Origin of the sequence: Nocardiopsis rhodophaea (genome assembly GCF_039530945.1) — a bacterium.
Lineage (GTDB): Bacteria > Actinomycetota > Actinomycetes > Streptosporangiales > Streptosporangiaceae > Nocardiopsis_C > Nocardiopsis_C rhodophaea.
In genome coordinates, this window is the sequence record NZ_BAAAPC010000024.1 from 24422 (window position 1) to 41724 (window position 17303).

Here is a 17303-nt window from a genome sequence, read left to right on the forward strand (position 1 = left end):
TCCACAGGTCCGTGGGCTCACCCTAGTCCCGCCGTGCGGCGCCGGCCAGAACCCCGGCCGTTTCCCGCGTGCAGGACAGGGCGCCGTCAACCCGTGGGCATCGCCGCGGCCTCGTCCCGGCCCCGGCACGCCAGGGCGTCGGCGCGGTCGTTTCCCGGGTCGCCGCTGTGCCCCCTGACCCACGTCCATTCGATGTCGTAGCGGGTGGCGGCGGCATCCAGGCGCTTCCACAGATCGGCGTTCTTCACCGGCCTCTTGTCGGCGGTCTGCCAGCCCCGGGCCTTCCAGGCGTGGATCCACTTGGTGATGCCGTTGCGCACGTAGGTGCTGTCGGTGTGCAGGTGGACGCGTACCGGGCGGCTCAGGGTCTCCAGGGCCATGATCGCCGCCATGAGCTCCATCCGGTTGTTGGTGGTCTCGGCCTGGCCGCCGTAGAGCTCCTTCTCGTGGGCGCCGTAGCGCAGCACCGCGCCCCACCCTCCGGGCCCGGGGTTGCCGCTGCAGGCGCCGTCGGTGTAGATCTCCACGGCGCCCGAGCCCGGCGCCGTCCCCCCACTGGTGTCCATGGCGCGCAATCTATCGCGCGGCCGCCCCGGCCGCACTGTGGTCGACCCAACGTCCCCGTCCGTGCCCCTACCAGAGCCGTCCGCCCCCGGCTGCCGGGAAGAATGTCGGGGTATCGACCACGTACCGAGGAGAATCGAGGCGGCGCGCCCATGCCCACCCCCGTCCCCAAAGCCGAACTGCACCTGCACATCGAGGGCACGCTCGAACCCGAACTGGCCTTCGAGCTGGCCGAGCGCAACGGGGTGCGGCTGCCCTACGCCACCGTGGAGGAGCTGCGCACCGCCTATTCCTTCACCGACCTGCGGTCGTTCCTCGACCTGTACTACGCGCTGATGGCGGTGCTGCGCACCGAGCGGGACTTCACCGACCTGGCCGAGGCCTACCTGGCCCGGGCGGCCGCTCAGGGCGTGCGCCACGCCGAGATCTTTTTCGACCCCCAGGCGCACACGGCCCGCGGTGTCGGGATGGACGTGGTCGTGCGCGGGCTGTCGGCGGCGCTGCGGGCGGCCGAGGACCGCCACGGGGTGACGACGCGGCTGATCCTGTGCTTCCTGCGGGACCTCCCGGCCGAGGAAGCCCTGCGCACGCTGGAGGAGGCGCGCCCCTACTTCGACGTGATCAGCGGGGTCGGGCTGGACTCCGCCGAGCTGGGCAACCCGCCGGAGAAGTTCCGCGAGGTGTTCGCGCGGGCGCGGGCCGCCGGACTGCACCTGGTGGCCCACGCCGGCGAGGAGGGGCCGCCCGCCTATGTGTGGCAGGCCCTGGACGTGCTGGGGGTCGAGCGCGTCGACCACGGCGTGCGCTGCATGGAGGACGAGGCCCTGGTCGAGCTGCTGCGCAGCGAGCGCACCCCGCTGACGGTGTGCCCGCTGTCCAACGTGCGGCTGCGCGTGGTGGACCGGCTGGAGGACCACCCGCTGCCCCGCATGCTGCGCGCCGGGCTGATGGTGACGGTCAACTCCGATGACCCCGCCTACTTCGGCGGCTATGCCGAGGACAACATGCGCGGCGTGCGCGCGGCCCTCGGGCTGGGCGAGGAGGACCTGCGCACCCTGGCCCGCAACTCCGTCAACGCCGCGTTCATCGGCGCCGAGCGGCGCGCCGCCCTGCTGGCCGAAGTCGACGCCCACCGGTTCGCCGACTGAGGTCGGCCGCGGCGCGCGGGCACCAGGGGCGCTTCGGTCCGGGTGCGGACGGCGGGCGAGAGCGCAATCACACTGCGAATCTGACCGATCCGGAATGAAACGCGGCGGGGCGTCGCGTTGGCGGTAGTGTCTCCGGCTCGCCCGCCCCCGGTGGTCAGTGGGCAGCCGGCCTTCGCACCCCCCGTGACCTGACGCAATCCATTCAGCAACCGCTGAGGAGCCTTCGTGCCTATCGCCCTGCTCGCCCTCGCTATCGGCGCGTTCGGAATCGGCACCACCGAGTTCGTCGCCATGGGCATCCTGCCCGACGTGGCCACCTACTTCGGGGTGTCGATTCCCACGGCCGGGTACATCATCTCCGGCTATGCCCTCGGTGTGGTGGTCGGCGCCCCGCTGCTGGCCGCGCTCGGCGCCCGCGTCGACCGCAAGCGGCTGCTCATCGCCCTGATGGCGCTGTTCACCCTGGGCAACGTCGCCTCGGCGCTGGCCCCCAGCTTCGACCTGCTGCTGGTGTCGCGGTTCTTGACCGCGCTGCCGCACGGCACCTTCTTCGGGGTCGGATCGGTGGTGGCCGCCGCGCTGGTGCCGGCGACCAAGCGCGCCCAGGCGTTCGCGCTGATGATCGCGGGACTGACGATCGCCAACATCGTGGGGGTCCCCCTGACCACGATCGCCTCCCACCACCTGGGCTGGCGCAGCACCTACGGACTGATCGCCGCCGTGGGCGTGCTGACCCTCATCCTGCTGGTCCGACTGGTGCCCGCCCAGCGGCCCCAGCCCGGCGCCTCGGTCCGCTCCGAGCTCGGCGCCCTGGCCCGCCTGCAGGTGTGGATGACGCTGCTGGTCGGCGCGGTGGGCTTCGGCGGTATGTTCGCCGCCTACAGCTACATCTCCCCGATGATGACCGAGGTGGCGGGCTTCGGCGCCCCGGCCGTGGCCGTCATCCTGGCTGTCTACGGCGTGGGCATGACGGTGGGCAACCTCGTCGGCGGGCGCGCGGCCGACTGGGCGCTGCTGCCCACGATGTATGTGTGCCTGATCAGCATGGCGGTGGCGCTGCTGCTCCTGCACTTCCTGGCCCCGTTCAAGATCGCGGCGGTGGTGATGGTGTTCCTGGTCGCTGTCACCGGCACCGCCCTGGTGCCCTCCCTGCAGATCCGCCTGATGGACTCCGCCAAGGACGCGCCGTCGCTGGCGGCCGCGCTGAACCATTCCGCGCTCAACCTCGCCAACGCGGCCGGGGCCTGGCTGGGCGGGCTGGTCATCGCCGCCGGCTACGGCTACACCGCCCCCAACCTGCTGGGGGCGGGCCTGGCGGTGGCCGGGCTGGTGGTAGCCGCGGCCTCGGGCATGCTGGACCGCCGCGTGCGCCGCGCGGCCCCGGCGGGCGCCGAGGACGGGGAAAGCACCGGGCAGACCTCGGCGACCACGGTGTGACGCCTGTTGCGGGCGAAAGCCGATTGTCGCCCGTGCCCCACTCGACACCCACCGGGCGCCGCGAGAGGGTGAGCGCCGAAGCATGACGGCGATGCGGAGGTCGAGGCGATGAGTGCGGCGAACGCGGGCCTGGTCGAACTCGTACCGGGCGTGCACGCGTGGGTGCAGCCCGACGGGTCGTGGTGGATCAACAACGCGGGCGTCGTCCGTGGCGACGGCGGCGGTGAGGCCCTGGTCATCGACACCTGCTGCACGGCCGACCGCACGCGGCGCTTCCTCGCGGCCGTGCGGCGGGCGGTGGGCGGGGCGCCCCTGCGCTTCGCGCTCAACACGCACATGCACGGCGATCACACCTACGGCAACTATCTGCTGCCCCAGGAGACGACCGTCATCGCACATGAGGCGACCCGCGCGGGCATGCTCGCCGACCCGTTCATCGAGGGCTGCCCACCGGTGTGGCAGCCCACCCCCGACTGGAGCGGGGCGCGCCTGCGCACGCCCACCCTGACTGTGGCCGACGCGTTGACGCTGCACCTGGGCGGGCGGCGGGTGGAGCTGCGCCACCCCGGCCACAGCGCCCACACCCGGGGCGACATGGTGGCCTGGCTTCCCGACGAACGCGTCCTGTTCACGGGTGACCTGGTGTTCCACCAGGTCACCCCGCTGGTGCTGATGGGGTCGCTGCAGGGGGCGCGGCGCTCGGTGGAGTGGCTGGGGGACTTCGAGCCCGACCACATCGTCCCCGGCCACGGCGGGCTGCTCGGCGCGGGGGCGTTTGGCACGGTGCTGGCGGCCCACGACCGCTACTACCGCTTCATCCAGGAGACGGCCGCCTGGGGGCGCGCCGAGGGGCTGAGCCCGCTGGAGGCCGCCAACGGCGCCGAGCTGGGCGAGTTCGCCGCCTGGCACGACCCCGAGCGGGTGGTGCTCAATTTGCACCTGGCCTATGCGGAGGCCGATGGCGCCGAGCCCGACCTGCTGGCCGCGTTCGCCGATGCGGTCACCTACAACGGCGGGCCCCTGCGCTGCGCCGTGTGAGGGCGGTGCCCAGCCCCGGGCCCCCGCCGGCGGCCGCGCCCGGGCACCGCGGCGGGCGCGGCATCGTGCCGCTGGGCGGCCACAGGTGCCCCGCGCACCCTTCCGTTCCACCGTGAATACCGTTAACGTTTCGTGTGGTGGCGCGAATCACACCGCATGGCGCGCCGTGGCGCGCACGGTCGGCGAAGGGAGCACGATGAGCCCCCAACCCCAGATGCCCCTCCCCCCACCCCCTGACCCCCAGACCGCTCCCAGCGGCGAACACGGCGACCTGGTCGACGACGAACTCCTCGTAGAAGACGTCTCCATCGACGGCATGTGCGGCGTCTACTAGACGCCGCAAGGGACGTCGGCCATGCCCGAACCCGCCCACCTGGACCTCGACCGCGCCTGGGACCTCCACCCGCAGGTCGCCGTGCGCCCCGAACCGTTCGGCGCGCTGCTCTACCACTTCGGCACGCGCCGCCTGTCGTTTGTGAAGGACCCCCGGCTGCTGGACGTCGTGCGCGCCCTGCCCGACCACACCAGCGCCCGCGCGGCCTGCGCCCAGGCCAACGTCACCGAGGCCGAGCTGCCCCGCTACGCCCGCGCGCTGGCCCGGCTGGCCGCCACCCACATGGTCATCGAACGTCCCGACGCCCCCCTCACCGCCCCCGCGAAGGACCGCCCGTGACCCCACCCCCACCCCCACCCCCTGCGCACGGCACGCGCCTGGCCGACCACTTCCAGCACGGCCTGTCCTCCCCCATCTGCCTGACCTGGGAGCTCACCTACGCCTGCAACCTGTCCTGCGCGCACTGCCTGTCCAGCTCCGGGCGGCGCGACCCGCACGAGCTGAGCACCGCCGAGGCCACAGCCGTCATCGACGAACTGGAGGCCATGCGGGTCTTCTACGTCAACATCGGCGGCGGCGAACCCACCGTCCGCCCCGACTTCTGGGAGCTGCTCGACTACGCCACCGCCCACCACGTCGGCGTCAAATTCTCCACCAACGGCGTGAAGATCACCGACACGGTGGCGCGCCGCCTGGCCGCCAACGACTACGTCGACGTGCAGATCTCTCTGGACGGCGCCACCGCCGAGGTCAACGACGCCGTGCGCGGCCCCGGCTCCTATGCCACCGCCCTGCGCGCCCTGGACCGCCTGGCCGCGGCCGACACCAGCGGCGTCAAACTCTCGGTCGTCGCCACCCGCCACAACATCGCCCAGCTCGACGCCCTGCTGGCGCTGGCCGACCGCTACGGCGCCACGCTGCGGCTCACCCGCCTGCGCCCCGCGGGCCGCGGCGCGCGCGTATGGAACGACCTGCACCCCACCCCCGCCCAGCAGCGCACCCTGTACGACTGGCTGCTGGACCACGGCGAACGGGTCCTCACCGGCGACTCCTTCTTCCACCTGTCGGCCTACGGCCAGGCCCTGCCCGGCCTCAACCTGTGCGGCGCCGGGCGCGTGGTGTGCCTGATCGACCCGGTCGGCGACGTCTACGCCTGCCCGTTCGCCATCCACGAGGAATTCCGGGCCGGCTCGGTGCGCGATCCGGGCGGGTTCACCCGGGTGTGGCGCTCCTCGGAGCTGTTCGCCCAGCTGCGCCAACCCGACACCGGCGGGGCCTGCGCCTCCTGCGACGCCTACGACGCCTGCCGGGGCGGGTGCATGGCGGCCAAGTTCTTCACCGGTCTGCCGCTGCAGGGACCCGACCCCGAGTGCGTCAAAGGGCACGGCGCCCAGGCCCTGCGCGGCGTCGACACCGCCCGCACGCCCCGCCCCAGCCCCGACCACTCCCACCGCACCGGGCCGCGGAAAGACCCTCCCGCCTCCCGGCCCCAGGCTCGCCCCCCGTCGCCGGGGCCGGTACCGGTGACCATCGCGCGCCGCCGCCCGGCCGCGCCGTGCGCCGAGCACCCCCTGGCCGACGCCCCTTCCTCGGCCCACCCCCCAGGCGGTCGGGCATGCGGGAGCTGACCGATCCCGTGGAGCTGGCCGGGCGCCCGGCGCCCGCGCGGGTGCTGTTCGGCCCGCACGAGACCAACCTCGGCGACGGCCGCGCCCTGTCACCGCGGCACACCGCCTACTACGCGCGGCGCGCCGCGGGCGGGGCCGGGGTCATCGTCACCGAGACCGCCTCCGTGCACGCCGACGACCACCCCTATGAGCGCGCCCCGCTGGCCGACGCGTGCCGCCCGGGGTGGGCCGCGGCGGCCGCGGCCTGCCACGCCCACGGCGCCCTGGTGCTGGCCGGGCTCGGGCACGCCGGGTCGCAGGGGTCCAGCGCCTACTCCCAGCGGGTGCTGTGGGCGCCCTCGCCCGTGGCCGATGTCATCAGCCGCGAGATGCCGGCCGCCCTGGAGCGCGAGCAGATCGCCGAGGTGGTGGCGGGGTTCGGCGCGGCCGCCGCGCTGGCCGCCGAGGCGGGACTCGACGGTGTGGAGGTCGACGCCGGGGCCTACGCGCTGCTGCGCCAGTTCCACTCCGGGCTGACCAACACCCGCACCGACGCCTACGGCCGCGACCGGCTGCGGCTGACCCGCGAGGTGCTGGCGGCGGTGCGCGCGGCCCTGGGGCCCGGGCGCGTCCTGGCGCTGCGGCTGTCGTGCGACGAGCTCGCCCCCTGGGCCGGTGTCACCCCCGAGGAGGCGGCCGCGCAGGTGGAAGCGCTGGCCGACGCGGTGGATCTGCTGACGGTGGTGCGCGGCGGCCCGTTGGCGCCGCGCGCCTACCGCCCCGACCTGCACACCCCGCCGGGTTTCAACCGCGAGCTGTGCGCGGCGATGCGCGCGGCGGCGGGCGGCCGGTGCGCGGTGGCGCTGCAGGGCAGCGTCGTCGATGCCGACCAGGCGCGCTCGGCCCTGGCCGAGGGGGTGGCCGACCTGGTGGAGATGACCCGGGCGCAGATCGCCGACCCGGACCTGGTGGCCTGGGCGCGGGCCGGGGCCGCCGAGCGGATCCGCCCGTGTGTGCTGTGCAACCAGGCCTGCCAGGTCCGCGACCCCCGCAACCCGGTGGTGTCGTGCATCGCCGAGCCGCGCAGCGGGCATGAGACCGCGGAGCCTCCCGCCGATCCTCCTGCCGCCGGGCACGCGCCCGCGGCGCGCGAGGTGCTGGTGGTCGGCGGCGGCCCGGCGGGACTGGAGTGCGCCCGGGCCGCGGCGCTGCGCGGGCACCGGGTCACCCTGGCCGAGCGCACCGGGCGCCTGGGCGGCATGCTGCGCACCGCCGCCGCACCCTTCGGCGGCGCCGCGGCCTCGGGCCGCGGGCGGCTGGGGCTGCTGGTCGGCTGGTGGGAGCGGGAGTGCCGCCGCCTGGGCGTGCGCGTGGAGCTGGAGCGCCACATCGGCGCCGCCGACCTGGACGCGGCGGCGCACCGGGGGGCCGAGGTCGTGCTGGCCACAGGATCGCGCCCCGGCGCCCCGCCCGCCCTCCCCGGCACCTGTGGCCCGGAAGGGGAGGGCGCCCCGGCGTGGCTGGACGTCGCCGACGTGCTCATCCGCCCCGGCCTGCTGCCCGCCGAGGGCCCGCTGGTCCTCCACGATCCCATCGGCGGACCGGTGGCCGTCGCGGCCGCCGAATGGCTGGCCGCCGCGGGGCGCAGCGTCCACCTCGTGACCCCCGCCCGCATCGTGGGCGAGCGGCTGGCGCTGTGCGGGGACCTGGCCGACGCCAACGCGCGGCTGCAGCGGGCGGGGGTCGCCCGCCACCCCCGCTCTCGGCTGCGCGCGGCCCGGCGGGGCCGGGTGCTCCTGCAGGACGTGTGGACCGCCCACCGGCGCGAGATCGGCTGTGCCGCGGTGATCGACTGCGGGCACCGGCGGCCCGAGGAGTCCCTCTACACCCAGCGGCCCGGCACGCCCCGCGCCGGGGACTGCGTGGCGCCGCGCACCGTACTCGAAGCGGTTCTGGAGGGCCGCCGGCGCGCCGCGGACCTGGGCTCTCCCGGTGAGCGGGGGGCGCCCCGCCCGGCCGCCGCCGCGCCCGCCCCCGGCTGACCCGCGGCCCGGCCGCGGCACCGACGAGCAGGAGAGGAGGCGCCGATGCGCCCGCCCGGTCCCCCCGCCGGAGTCGGCGCGGGCTACCGCCACCTGTTCACCCCGCTGCGCCTGGGCCCCCTGACGGTCGCCAACCGCATCGTGTTCTGCGCCCACCTGACCAACTACGCCGACAACGGCCGCCCCACCGCCCAGCACGCGGCCTACTACGCCGCCCGGGCGGCCGGCGGGGCCGGGCTGATCATCACCGAGGAGCACTCCACCCACCCCACCGACCGCCCCTACGAAAAACTCATCGAGGGCTACGCCCCGGACGCCATCGACGGGTACCGGCGCATCACCGACGCCGTCCACGCCCACGACGTGCCGATCCTGGCCCAGCTCAACCACAACGGCGGGCAGGCCAGCTCCATGTACACCCGCCTGCCGGTATGGGCGCCCAGCCCGATCGCCGACCCGCTGTTCGGCGAAGTGCCCAAGGCGGTCGAGGAGCACGAGATCACCGAGATCATCGACGCCTACGCGCAGGTGGCCGCCCGCTGCGTGGCGGGCGGATTCGACGGCGTGGAGCTGCAGTGCTCGCACTCCTCCATCGTGCGCGCCTTCCTCTCCCCGGCCACCAACCAGCGCACCGACCGCTGGGGCGGCCCGCTGCCCCACCGCGCCCGGCTGCTGCTGCACCTCGTCGACGCCGTGCGCGCGGCCGTGGGACCGGGCCGGGCCGTGGGGGTGCGGCTGTGCGGGGACGAGCTGATCGAGGGCGGCACCACCATCGACGAGGCGGTGGAGGTGGCCCGGATGGTGGACGCCACCGGGCAGGTCGACTACATCAACACCTCGATCGGGGTGGCCACCCACACCCTGCACATGGTCGAGGCGAGCATGCGCGTCCCGCCGGGCTATGCCGCCTACATCCCCAGCGCGATCCGCGCGGCGGTGCGCGCCCCCGTGGTGGGGGTGGGCCGGTTCAAGGACCCGCTGCAGGCCGACCGGGCGCTGCGCGCGGGCCACGCCGACCTCGTCGGTGTGGTGCGCGGGCAGATCGCCGACCCCGACTTCGCGGCCAAGGCGCGGTCCGGCCACGCCGAGCAGATCCGCACGTGCCTGTCGTGCAACCAGGAGTGCGTGGGGCGCATGGGCCTCAACCGGTGGCTGGGGTGCATCGAGAACCCGCGCGCGGGACGCGAGGCGCTCCCGGACCCCCGGCCCTCCTCCGGCGCCCCCGCCGCGGCGGCTCCGGCCGCGGGCCAACCGGGAGCGGCCCCCTCTCCGGCCGCGGGGCCGGCGCCGGGGCGGCGCGTGCTGGTCGTGGGCGGTGGACCGGGCGGCCTGCAGGCCGCGGTCAGCGCCGCCGAGGGCGGCCACCGGGTCATGCTCGTGGAGCGCGGGGCGCAGCTGGGCGGGGCGGTGCTGATCGCCGCGCGGGCGCCCGGCCGCGCCGAGCTCCTCGACCTCACCCGCAACCTGGCCGCGCACGCCCGCCGCCTGGGCGTCGAGGTCGAACTCGGGACCGAGGCCGACGCCGCGATGCTCGCGGCGCACCGCCCTGGGGCGGTGGTCCTGGCGACCGGGGCCGTGCCCGCGGCACCGTGGTGGGCCGGCGGGCACGCGCGCGTGGTCGACGTCCGCGACGTCCTGGAGGGGCGGGCGGACCCGGCCGGTCGGGTGGTGGTCATCGACGAGCTCGGCTTCCACCAGGCCACCTCGGTGGCCGAGCTGCTGGCCGGGCGGGGCTGCGAGGTGGAGGTGGTGACCCCCGCCCTGGTGGTCGGCCAGGATCTGGGGATCACCCTCGACTTGGAGACCTGGAACGCCACGGCGCACGCGCTGGGCATCCGGCAGAGCACCGAGCGGGTCCCCATGGGCGCCGAGGACGCGCCCGGCGCGGCCGGCGGGGTGCTGCTGCGCCTCCAGCACCACCCCACGGGAACCGAGGAGGCGCGGGAGGCGGACTGGGTGGTGTGCGCCGTGCACCAGCGGCCCGACGACGCCCTGTGGCACGCCCTGCGCGGCGCCCCCTTCGCGGTCCACCGCGTCGGCGACTGCCTGGCCCCGCGCCGCGCCCACGCGGCCGTCGTCGAAGGCCACGCCGTGGCGGTGGGCCTATGACACCCCGCCCCGCACCGCCGCGGTCGCCACCGCAGGCGACGTGCGGGCGTCGGGGACCGGCCGCCCCGGAGCCGCGCCACGCCACGGCCGGGCTTCCCCCAGCCCCCGCCACGGCCCCCACGACACAGCGGAGGATTCCGATGACGCCGTCCAGCCGCCCCTGCGCGTCCCGCCCCCTGCCCGCCGGGCAGCCCCTGGCCGTGGTCCAGGCCCATGAGGGGGAGCTGCCCGCCGGCGCCGCCGAGGAGCTCGCCGAGGCCCGCGGCCGCGCCCTGGTGCTCGGGTCCGGGGCGCGCGACGCCGCCGAGGCGCTGCGCGGTGTGGCCGTGCGGTCGTGGTACGCCCCGACCGGCGGGCGGGCGGGGCCCGGCGCTGTGCTGCCCGGGCTCGTCGACGCCCTGGGCGAGGTCCCGCTGGTGATCTGCCCGGCCTCGCCGGACGGGCGCGATCTGGCGCCGCGCCTGGCCGCCGCCTGCGGGCGCGCCCTGCTGGCCGGGGCGATCCGGGTGCGGTTGGATGACGCCCGCGGGGTCGTGGCGGCCGAGTTGGAGCGCTGGGAGGGGCGGGTGATCGTGGACGCCGAGGCGCCCGCCCCGGCCGTCGCGACGCTGCTGCCGGGCGCGCGCACGGTTGCGCCCGCCCCCGGCGGGGTCGGCGCCGGCGAGCCGGTGCCGGTCGCGCTGCCGGTCGCGCCGGCCCACGACGCCCGGTCCCTCGGGGTCGCCGCGGCGCGCCCCGAGGCGCGGGAGCTGGGCGAGGCGGCCCGCGTGGTGGGCGGCGGCGCCGGACTGGTGCCGCGGGGGACCGCTGATTCCCACGCGCGCCGCACGTTCGACCTCCTGGCCCGGGTCGCGGCCCGATTGGACGCATCAGCCGGGGCCACACGCGTGGCCACTGATGCCGGATGGATCGATCCAGACCGGCAAATTGGCATTACTGGCGCCATGATTGGCCCTGAGCTGTACATCGCATTCGGGATCTCTGGTGCGAGTCAGCACACCGGTGGCCTGGGCTCGCCCCGGCACATCATCAGTGTCAACACCGACCCCTCCTGCCCCATGACGCGCCGCGCCGACCTCGGCCTGGTCACCGACGCCCGCGCCCTCCTGGAGGCACTGGACCGCCGACTGGCCGAGGAGGCCCACGCCCCATGACCCCACCCCCCGCCCCCGCCTCGCGCCCCGACGCCCACCTGGACGCCGTCGTGGTCGGCGCGGGCCCGGCCGGAGCCGCGGCCGCCCTCGAACTCGCCCGCGCCGGACGCTCCGTCACCCTGCTGGAACGCGGCCCCTACCCCGGATCCAAGAACGTCTACGGCGGCGTGGTCTACGGCCGCGTCCTGGACGACGTCATCCCCCACTGGTGGGAAGAGGCCCCCGTACAGCGGTGGGTGGTGCGCCGCTCCACCATGCTGCTCACCGACCAGCGCGCCCTGGCGGTCGACCTGCGCTCCCAGGACTGGGGAGCCCCGCCCCACAACGGCATGACCGCCTACCGCGCCGACTTCGACTCCTGGCTGGCCCACAAGGCCGTCAGCGCCGGAGCCCGCCTACTGACCTCCACCGTCGCCACCGACCTCCTGCGCGACACCACCGGCACCACCACCGGCGTGCGCACCGACCGCCCCGGCGGCGACCTGCCCGCCCGCGTGGTCATCGCCTGCGACGGCGTCAACTCCTTCCTCGCCAAGCAGGCCGGACTGCTGCCCGCCGCCGACCCCGCCCACCACACCCTCGGCGTCAAGGAGGTCATCGGCCTGGACCGCGACACCATCGACGAACGCTTCGGCCTGCGCGGCACCGACGGCGCCGACATCGAGATGCTCGGCCACACCCGCGGCATCCCGGGCGGCGGCTTCCTCTACACCAACACCGACACCGTGGCGGTGGGCGCCGTCCTCTCCCTGACCGGCCTGGCCCAGGCCGGCGTCCGCCCCGAGGAGGTCCTCGCCGGCCTCAAACGCCACCCCGCCATCGCCCCCTACCTGCGCGGCGGCACCGTGGAGGAGTACTCCGCGCACCTCATCCCCGAGGGCGGCTACGACCACATGCCCCGCCTGGTCGACGACGGCCTGCTCATCGCCGGGGACGCGGCCCAGATGACGCTGGCCGCCGGGATCTGGCTGGAGGGCGTCAACTTCGCCATCGGGTCCGGGCTGGCCGCCGGACGCGCGGCCGCCAGCGCCCTGGCCACCGGCGACGTCTCCGCCCGCGGCCTGGCACCCTACCGCCGCGACCTGGAGCAGACCTTCGTCCTGGCCGACCACAAACGGCTGCGCGGCGCCCCCGGCCTGGTGCTGTCCGACCGGGTGCAGCGCCGCTACCCCCACCTGTTCAACGACCTGGCCCACGGCATGTTCACCGTCACCAACCCCGACCCCAAGCCCGGCGTCGCCGCGCTCCTGCGCCGCTCGGCGCGCCGCAACGGGGTGCGGCTGCGCGACCTGGCCGCCGACGCCTGGAGAGCCTGGAGGGTGTTTCGATGATCCCCGACCCGCCACCCCGATCCACTCCGCCCGCCGCGGACTGGGACGACCTGTCGTTCGCCGACCGCATGGCCACCGTCCACTTCCGCGTGGGCCAACGCCCGCACATCACCGTCGACCCGCAGGTGTGCCGCACCTGCCCGGCCCAGCCGTGCGTGACCGCCTGCCCCGCCGACCTGTTCACACCCACCGCCGACGGCGGCATCCTGTTCAACTACGAGCAGTGCTTCGAGTGCGGCACCTGCTACATGGTCTGCGACCAGGACGGCGCGATCTCCTGGAGCTACCCCGACGGCGGGCACGGCGTCGTCTTCCGGCGCGGATGAGCGCCCCCACGGCTGCGGCCGCCCGCGCCCGCCGGCGCGACGCCGAGGGCCCGCTGGTCGTGGCGTGTGTGCGGCCCGTCGACCCGCACCCCCGGGTCGACGCGCTGACCGGCCGCGTCGGCCCCGACGCGCGCTGCGCTGAGCTGCCACCGGGCGAGGCGGCCGCGGTGGAGCACGCGCTGCGGGCGGCCGAGGCCTGGTCGGGGCGCATCCTGGTGGTGAGCGCGGGCCCCGCGGAGGTGGAGCCGGTACTGCGCGACATCAGCGCCCTGGGCATCGCCGTGCTGCGCGTCCACGACGCCGACCAGGACCCCGCGCCGGCGGCCGGTGCCGGGGAGCGCGCCGCTGCGGCCGGGATTGCGCAGGACGAACAGGCGCTGGCCGCCGTGCTGGCCGCGGCGATCACCCACAGCGCGGGGGAGCCGCCCGCGCTGGTGCTGTGCGGGGCCGGATCCCCCCACCGGGGCACCGGGGCGCTGCCCGCGCTGCTGGCCCACGAGCTGGGCGCGGCCCAGGCGCTGGGGCTGGTGCGGCTGGAAGCGCGGGCCCCTGCCGGCGCGGCCGCCGCCCTGGTCGGCGAGCGCCGGCTGGACGGCGGCCGCCGCGAGCTGCTGCACATCCCCCTGCCCGCGGTGTGCTCGGTGGAGGCGGGCGGGGTGCGGTTGCGCCGCGCCTCGCTGGCCGGGGCGCTGGCGGCGGCCCGCGCCCCCGTCCGCTGGACGGCCCCCGCTCCGCTGCGGCGCCCGGGCCTGCGGGTCCGGGGGGTGCGCGCCTACCGGCCGCGCACCCGCCACGTTGCGCCGCCCCCGGGGGACACTGCCCACGAGCGGTTGCTCGCCCTGACCAACGCCGCCCAGGACCGCGATCCGCCCACGGTGCTGGGCCCGTTGGAGGCCGAGCAGGCCGCCGAGGAGCTGCTGGCCTTTCTGCGCCGCCACGGCTACCGGTGACCTGCCCCCGCGGGGCCACCGGTCGCGGTGCCGCGGGCCGGGCCGCCCCCGGCGCTGGCGGCTTAGCGCCACCGCGTGCGGCCCGAGCATGGCCCCAAACCCGCGCGAAACCCCCCTCGGTTGTCGAGGACGCGGCGGCGGATTGTCGACGCTGCGATGACGGCGGCGGCCGGGGTCGGCCGCGTGCGGGCGTCGCTCGCCCGGATCGCCGGTCATGCGCGGGTCAGCAAGGGCGCCATCTCCTCCTACTTCGACGGCAAGGACGATCTTGTGGGCCGGATCGTCGCCGAGATCTACGCCGACATCTGGGGGCTGTCCAGCGCCCGCGACCGGCTGCGGGTCTGCATCGCGGCGGCCCTGGAGGACTAGCACGCGCTCGCACCGCAGGCGCTCGATCGCGGTGATGACCACCGTCGGCAGCCACCGCCGGGAGGACGGGACGCTGCGCTTCGCCGCCCTGGGTGCTGACGATGCGATCACCGGGGAGCCGTGTCGCGGTCCTGCGCCAGGGCCAGCGTGACGGGGAGTTCCGCGACGTCGGCCCCCAGGTGCGGGCCACCACGGCCAGTCGGGCGCTGACCTTGGGCGCTGGCCTCGTGGGTGATGCGTCCTGAGGTGGGTCTGGGCCAGTACGCCACTGATCTGGTCGCCCTGTTCGGCCTCTCCGTCCGCCCCTAGGATCCCTGGCCTGCCCTCTGCCCGGCCTCCTGCGGGCCTGCTGGCGGGGACCGTCAGGGGCGGGCCAGGGCCAGGCGGGTGAGGAATTCGGTTTCGGTGATGATGTCGATGCGCTGGCCCCGGGCCCGGTAGGCCTCGGCCCGGCGGTGCTTGCTGGTCGTGCCCGGCCCGTCATGGGCGCCGATGACCAGAACGCCGGTGGCGCGGGTGACATTCTTGGCGGGCTGCCCGCCGGCTTCGGCGATGCGTTTCCAGGCCTCGGGTTTGTCCATGGCGTCCAGCTCGCCGGAGACGCACACCGTGCGCCCAAACAGCGGCCCGGCGGGGTCGGCGTGGGGGTCGGGTTCGGGCAGCGGGGCGCGGGTGGCCTCTGCCCAGCGGGCGAAGCGGTCCTGGGCGCCCGCGGGGTGCGGGGCGGGCGGTGGGGCGGCTCCCGGCGCTGTCGGCGCGTCGGGCGGCGCGGCGCGGGGGTGTTCGGCCTCCAGCCGGCCCAGGCGCAGGCGGGCGGCGCGGGCCAGGTCGCGCAGCGTGCTGGCGCCGAAGTGGTCCATGGCGGCGATGGCGATGCGCGCGGCGGCCTCGGCGTCGGCGTCGGCGCGGTGGTGGCGGGTGACGGGGTGGCCGATGTGGGCGCAGATCGTGGGCAGCCGGTGGTTGGGGAGCTCCCGCCAGGTGCGCCGGGCCAGGGCCAGTGTGCAGGCGTAGTCGAGCGGGGGCCAGCCCTGACCGGTGTGGGCGCAGGCGCCGCGCAGCACACTGATGTCGAAGGCGGCGTTGTGCGCGACGAGGGCGCCGCCCGCTGCGAAGTCGAGGATGCGGTCGCGCACCTCGGGCCAGTGCGGAGCGTCGGCGACGTCGGCGGCGGTGATTCCGTGGACGGCGGTGTTGTGGCGGGTGAAGAAGTCCACGGGGCGCGGCGGCCGGATCAGGGTGCTGTACCGGTCCACGACCGCTCCGTCGGCCACCCGCACCAGGCCGACCGCGCACGCGCTGCCCCGGTCGTGGTTGGCGGTCTCGAAGTCGATCGCGGTCCAGGTGTCGGCCACGGGCGCCTCCTGCGGGTCGCGCGTTGCGCTGTGCGGTGCGGTGCGGTGCGTCAGAGCGTGAGGGTACCGCTGCGCGAGGGGCGAGCGCGGCGAAACGGGCGGACCGCCCGGCGCCTCCGACCGCGCAGGGCACCAGAGGTCAGGAGGAGGCGTCGGTGAGCTGGGCGGCGTTGGCTTCGCGCCGCGCGAAGACGTCGTTGGCCATCTCGTTCATCTGCTTGAGCACTTTCTTGCGGGCGCGTGCGGCCAGGCGGTCGATGTAGAGGCGGCCGTAGGTGTGGTCGGTCTCGTGCTGCAGGCACCGGGCGAAGTAGCCGGTGCCTTCCACCACCAGGGGGCGGCCGTCCTTGTCGAAGCCGCGCACTACCGCGTGCTTGGCGCGCGGCAGCTCGGCGTGGGGGCCGGGCACCGACAGGCAGCCCTCGTTCTCCACCACCAGCGGGGTCTGGTCGGGGTCGCGCTCGTCGAGCACGGGGTTGATGACGTGGCCGACGTGGCGCACACCGTCGTCATCGGGGCAGTCGTAGACGAAGATCCGCAGGTCCTCGCCGACCTGGTTGCCGGCCAGGCCGACCCCTTCCGCCGCGTACATGGTGAGGAACATGTTGTCGATGAGCGCCGAGAGCTCCGGGGTGCCGAACTGGGCGGGCTCGACGTCCTTGTTGCGCCGGTGCAGCACGTCTTCGCCCACGGCGGCGATCCGCAGCACCGTGCCCCGGCCGGCTTCGGGGGCCATCTCGGGGTAGGAGTCGACCGGTTCGCCTTGCACGCGCACCCGCGTGTCGATGGACTGCTCCGACATGCCTGATCTGCTCTTTCCGGTCCCGGGCGGTTCTCGCCGCGCCGCTGGGGCGGCACGACCTTCGCAAAATAGCAAGAATATACAGATTGGGCTGGTCATGTGCGCAACCCGGCGGCACGCGCCCCCGCCCTCTCCCCTCCTATTGTCCCCGCCCGGCCGCCCCGGCCGGGTCACATCCGGCAACCGGGACAACCGGAGGCCCGCGGAGCCGCCCCGCTGACTGGCCGTCGGCAGCCGCCGCGCACGCCGGGCGGAACGTACTCAGGGGGCCACAGCCACGGCCTCGATTTCGACGAGCTGGTCGTCGTAGCCGAGGACGGTCACGCCCAGCAGGGTGCTGGGGGCGCCGTGCTCCCCGAAGCGCGCGCGCACCACCTCCCAGGCCGCCACCAGGTCGGCCTGCTCGCTGGCGGCCACATACACCGTGGTCTTGACGACATCGGTGAGCTGGGCGCCCGCACCCTGCAGGGCGATGATGAGGTTGCCCATCGCTTGGTCGGCCTGGGCGGCGTAGTCGCCGACGCCCACCGTGGCGCCCGCGGCGTCCAGCGGGCAGGCGCCCGCGGTGAAGATGGTGCGCGGCGGGGCGTGCACGGCGGCGGCATAGGCGTAGTCGACGGTATCGGTGAGGCGGTCGTTGCCGATGAGCTCGATGCGGTGGTTCACAGCGCGCATGCTAGAGGCCGCCGCTCCACCAGGCGAGGCGTTTTTGCTCGGCGGCCCCGCCCGCGGGGCCG

Annotated in this window: 18 protein-coding genes; 14 read left to right on the forward strand and 4 right to left on the reverse strand. The window is 75.5% G+C overall.

Annotated features, from left to right (window positions below; all coding sequences use genetic code 11):
* Window positions 1–86 precede the first annotated feature (86 nt).
* Window positions 87–566: a ribonuclease HI gene (gene rnhA / locus ABD259_RS22280; protein ID WP_344108746.1), complete on the reverse strand. Its 480-nt coding sequence runs from the start codon at window positions 564–566 to the stop codon at window positions 87–89.
* Window positions 567–716: 150 nt separating this feature from the next.
* Here rnhA and ABD259_RS22285 point away from each other — a divergent pair, with 150 nt between their 5' ends.
* The 14 genes from ABD259_RS22285 to ABD259_RS22350 all read left to right on the forward strand — a co-directional run bounded on the left by ABD259_RS22285 (window position 717) and on the right by ABD259_RS22350 (window position 14654).
* On the forward strand, window positions 717–1712 hold the full coding sequence (locus ABD259_RS22285; RefSeq protein ID WP_344165166.1) for an adenosine deaminase: 996 nt from the start codon (window positions 717–719) through the stop codon (window positions 1710–1712).
* 225 nt (window positions 1713–1937) lie between these two features.
* On the forward strand, window positions 1938–3149 hold the full coding sequence (locus tag ABD259_RS22290; RefSeq protein ID WP_344165168.1) for an MFS transporter: 1212 nt from the start codon (window positions 1938–1940) through the stop codon (window positions 3147–3149).
* Between the two features lie 108 nt (window positions 3150–3257).
* Window positions 3258–4187 (forward strand): MBL fold metallo-hydrolase, encoded by a 930-nt coding sequence (locus ABD259_RS22295; protein WP_344165170.1) that lies wholly within the window; start codon window positions 3258–3260, stop codon window positions 4185–4187.
* 196 nt (window positions 4188–4383) lie between these two features.
* Window positions 4384–4521 (forward strand): mycofactocin precursor MftA, encoded by a 138-nt coding sequence (gene mftA / locus ABD259_RS22300; RefSeq protein ID WP_344108755.1) that lies wholly within the window; start codon window positions 4384–4386, stop codon window positions 4519–4521.
* 21 nt (window positions 4522–4542) lie between these two features.
* A complete protein-coding gene (gene mftB / locus ABD259_RS22305) occupies window positions 4543–4860 on the forward strand; it encodes a mycofactocin biosynthesis chaperone MftB (protein ID WP_344108757.1) in 318 nt (105 codons plus the stop codon).
* Window positions 4857–6149, forward strand: a complete 1293-nt coding sequence (mftC, locus tag ABD259_RS22310) for a mycofactocin radical SAM maturase (protein ID WP_344165172.1) — start codon at window positions 4857–4859, stop codon at window positions 6147–6149. The genes mftB and mftC overlap by 4 nt, the downstream gene beginning before the upstream one ends.
* Window positions 6137–8170: a mycofactocin system FadH/OYE family oxidoreductase 1 gene (locus ABD259_RS22315; protein WP_344165174.1), complete on the forward strand. Its 2034-nt coding sequence runs from the start codon at window positions 6137–6139 to the stop codon at window positions 8168–8170. Before mftC ends, ABD259_RS22315 begins: the two co-directional genes overlap by 13 nt.
* A 45-nt stretch (window positions 8171–8215) precedes the next feature.
* Window positions 8216–10279, forward strand: coding sequence for a mycofactocin system FadH/OYE family oxidoreductase 2 (locus ABD259_RS22320; protein ID WP_344165177.1), 2064 nt, complete (start codon window positions 8216–8218; stop codon window positions 10277–10279).
* Between the two features lie 140 nt (window positions 10280–10419).
* Complete coding sequence (locus ABD259_RS22325; protein WP_344165180.1) at window positions 10420–11433, forward strand: mycofactocin-associated electron transfer flavoprotein alpha subunit; 1014 nt, start codon at window positions 10420–10422, stop codon at window positions 11431–11433.
* Complete coding sequence (locus tag ABD259_RS22330; protein WP_344165183.1) at window positions 11430–12764, forward strand: FAD-dependent oxidoreductase; 1335 nt, start codon at window positions 11430–11432, stop codon at window positions 12762–12764. Before ABD259_RS22325 ends, ABD259_RS22330 begins: the two co-directional genes overlap by 4 nt.
* Window positions 12761–13090: a ferredoxin family protein gene (locus ABD259_RS22335; RefSeq protein ID WP_344109698.1), complete on the forward strand. Its 330-nt coding sequence runs from the start codon at window positions 12761–12763 to the stop codon at window positions 13088–13090. The genes ABD259_RS22330 and ABD259_RS22335 overlap by 4 nt, the downstream gene beginning before the upstream one ends.
* On the forward strand, window positions 13087–14040 hold the full coding sequence (locus ABD259_RS22340; protein WP_344109700.1) for a mycofactocin-associated electron transfer flavoprotein beta subunit: 954 nt from the start codon (window positions 13087–13089) through the stop codon (window positions 14038–14040). Before ABD259_RS22335 ends, ABD259_RS22340 begins: the two co-directional genes overlap by 4 nt.
* Window positions 14041–14115: 75 nt before the next feature.
* On the forward strand, window positions 14116–14409 hold the full coding sequence (locus ABD259_RS22345; protein ID WP_344165186.1) for a TetR/AcrR family transcriptional regulator: 294 nt from the start codon (window positions 14116–14118) through the stop codon (window positions 14407–14409).
* Window positions 14410–14510: 101 nt separating this feature from the next.
* Complete coding sequence (locus ABD259_RS22350) at window positions 14511–14654, forward strand: hypothetical protein (RefSeq protein ID WP_344165188.1); 144 nt, start codon at window positions 14511–14513, stop codon at window positions 14652–14654.
* 117 nt (window positions 14655–14771) lie between these two features.
* Here ABD259_RS22350 and ABD259_RS22355 read toward each other — a convergent pair whose 3' ends face one another.
* The 3 genes from ABD259_RS22355 to ABD259_RS22365 form a co-directional block, all read right to left on the reverse strand.
* A complete protein-coding gene (locus ABD259_RS22355) occupies window positions 14772–15764 on the reverse strand; it encodes an exonuclease domain-containing protein (protein ID WP_344165190.1) in 993 nt (330 codons plus the stop codon).
* A 139-nt stretch (window positions 15765–15903) separates the two neighbouring features.
* Window positions 15904–16566 carry a peptide deformylase gene (gene def, locus ABD259_RS22360; protein ID WP_344165192.1) on the reverse strand — a complete coding sequence of 221 codons (663 nt, stop codon included), beginning with the start codon at window positions 16564–16566 and terminating at the stop codon, window positions 15904–15906.
* A 261-nt stretch (window positions 16567–16827) separates the two neighbouring features.
* On the reverse strand, window positions 16828–17241 hold the full coding sequence (locus tag ABD259_RS22365) for a RidA family protein (protein WP_344165194.1): 414 nt from the start codon (window positions 17239–17241) through the stop codon (window positions 16828–16830).
* Window positions 17242–17303: the final 62 nt, after the last annotated feature.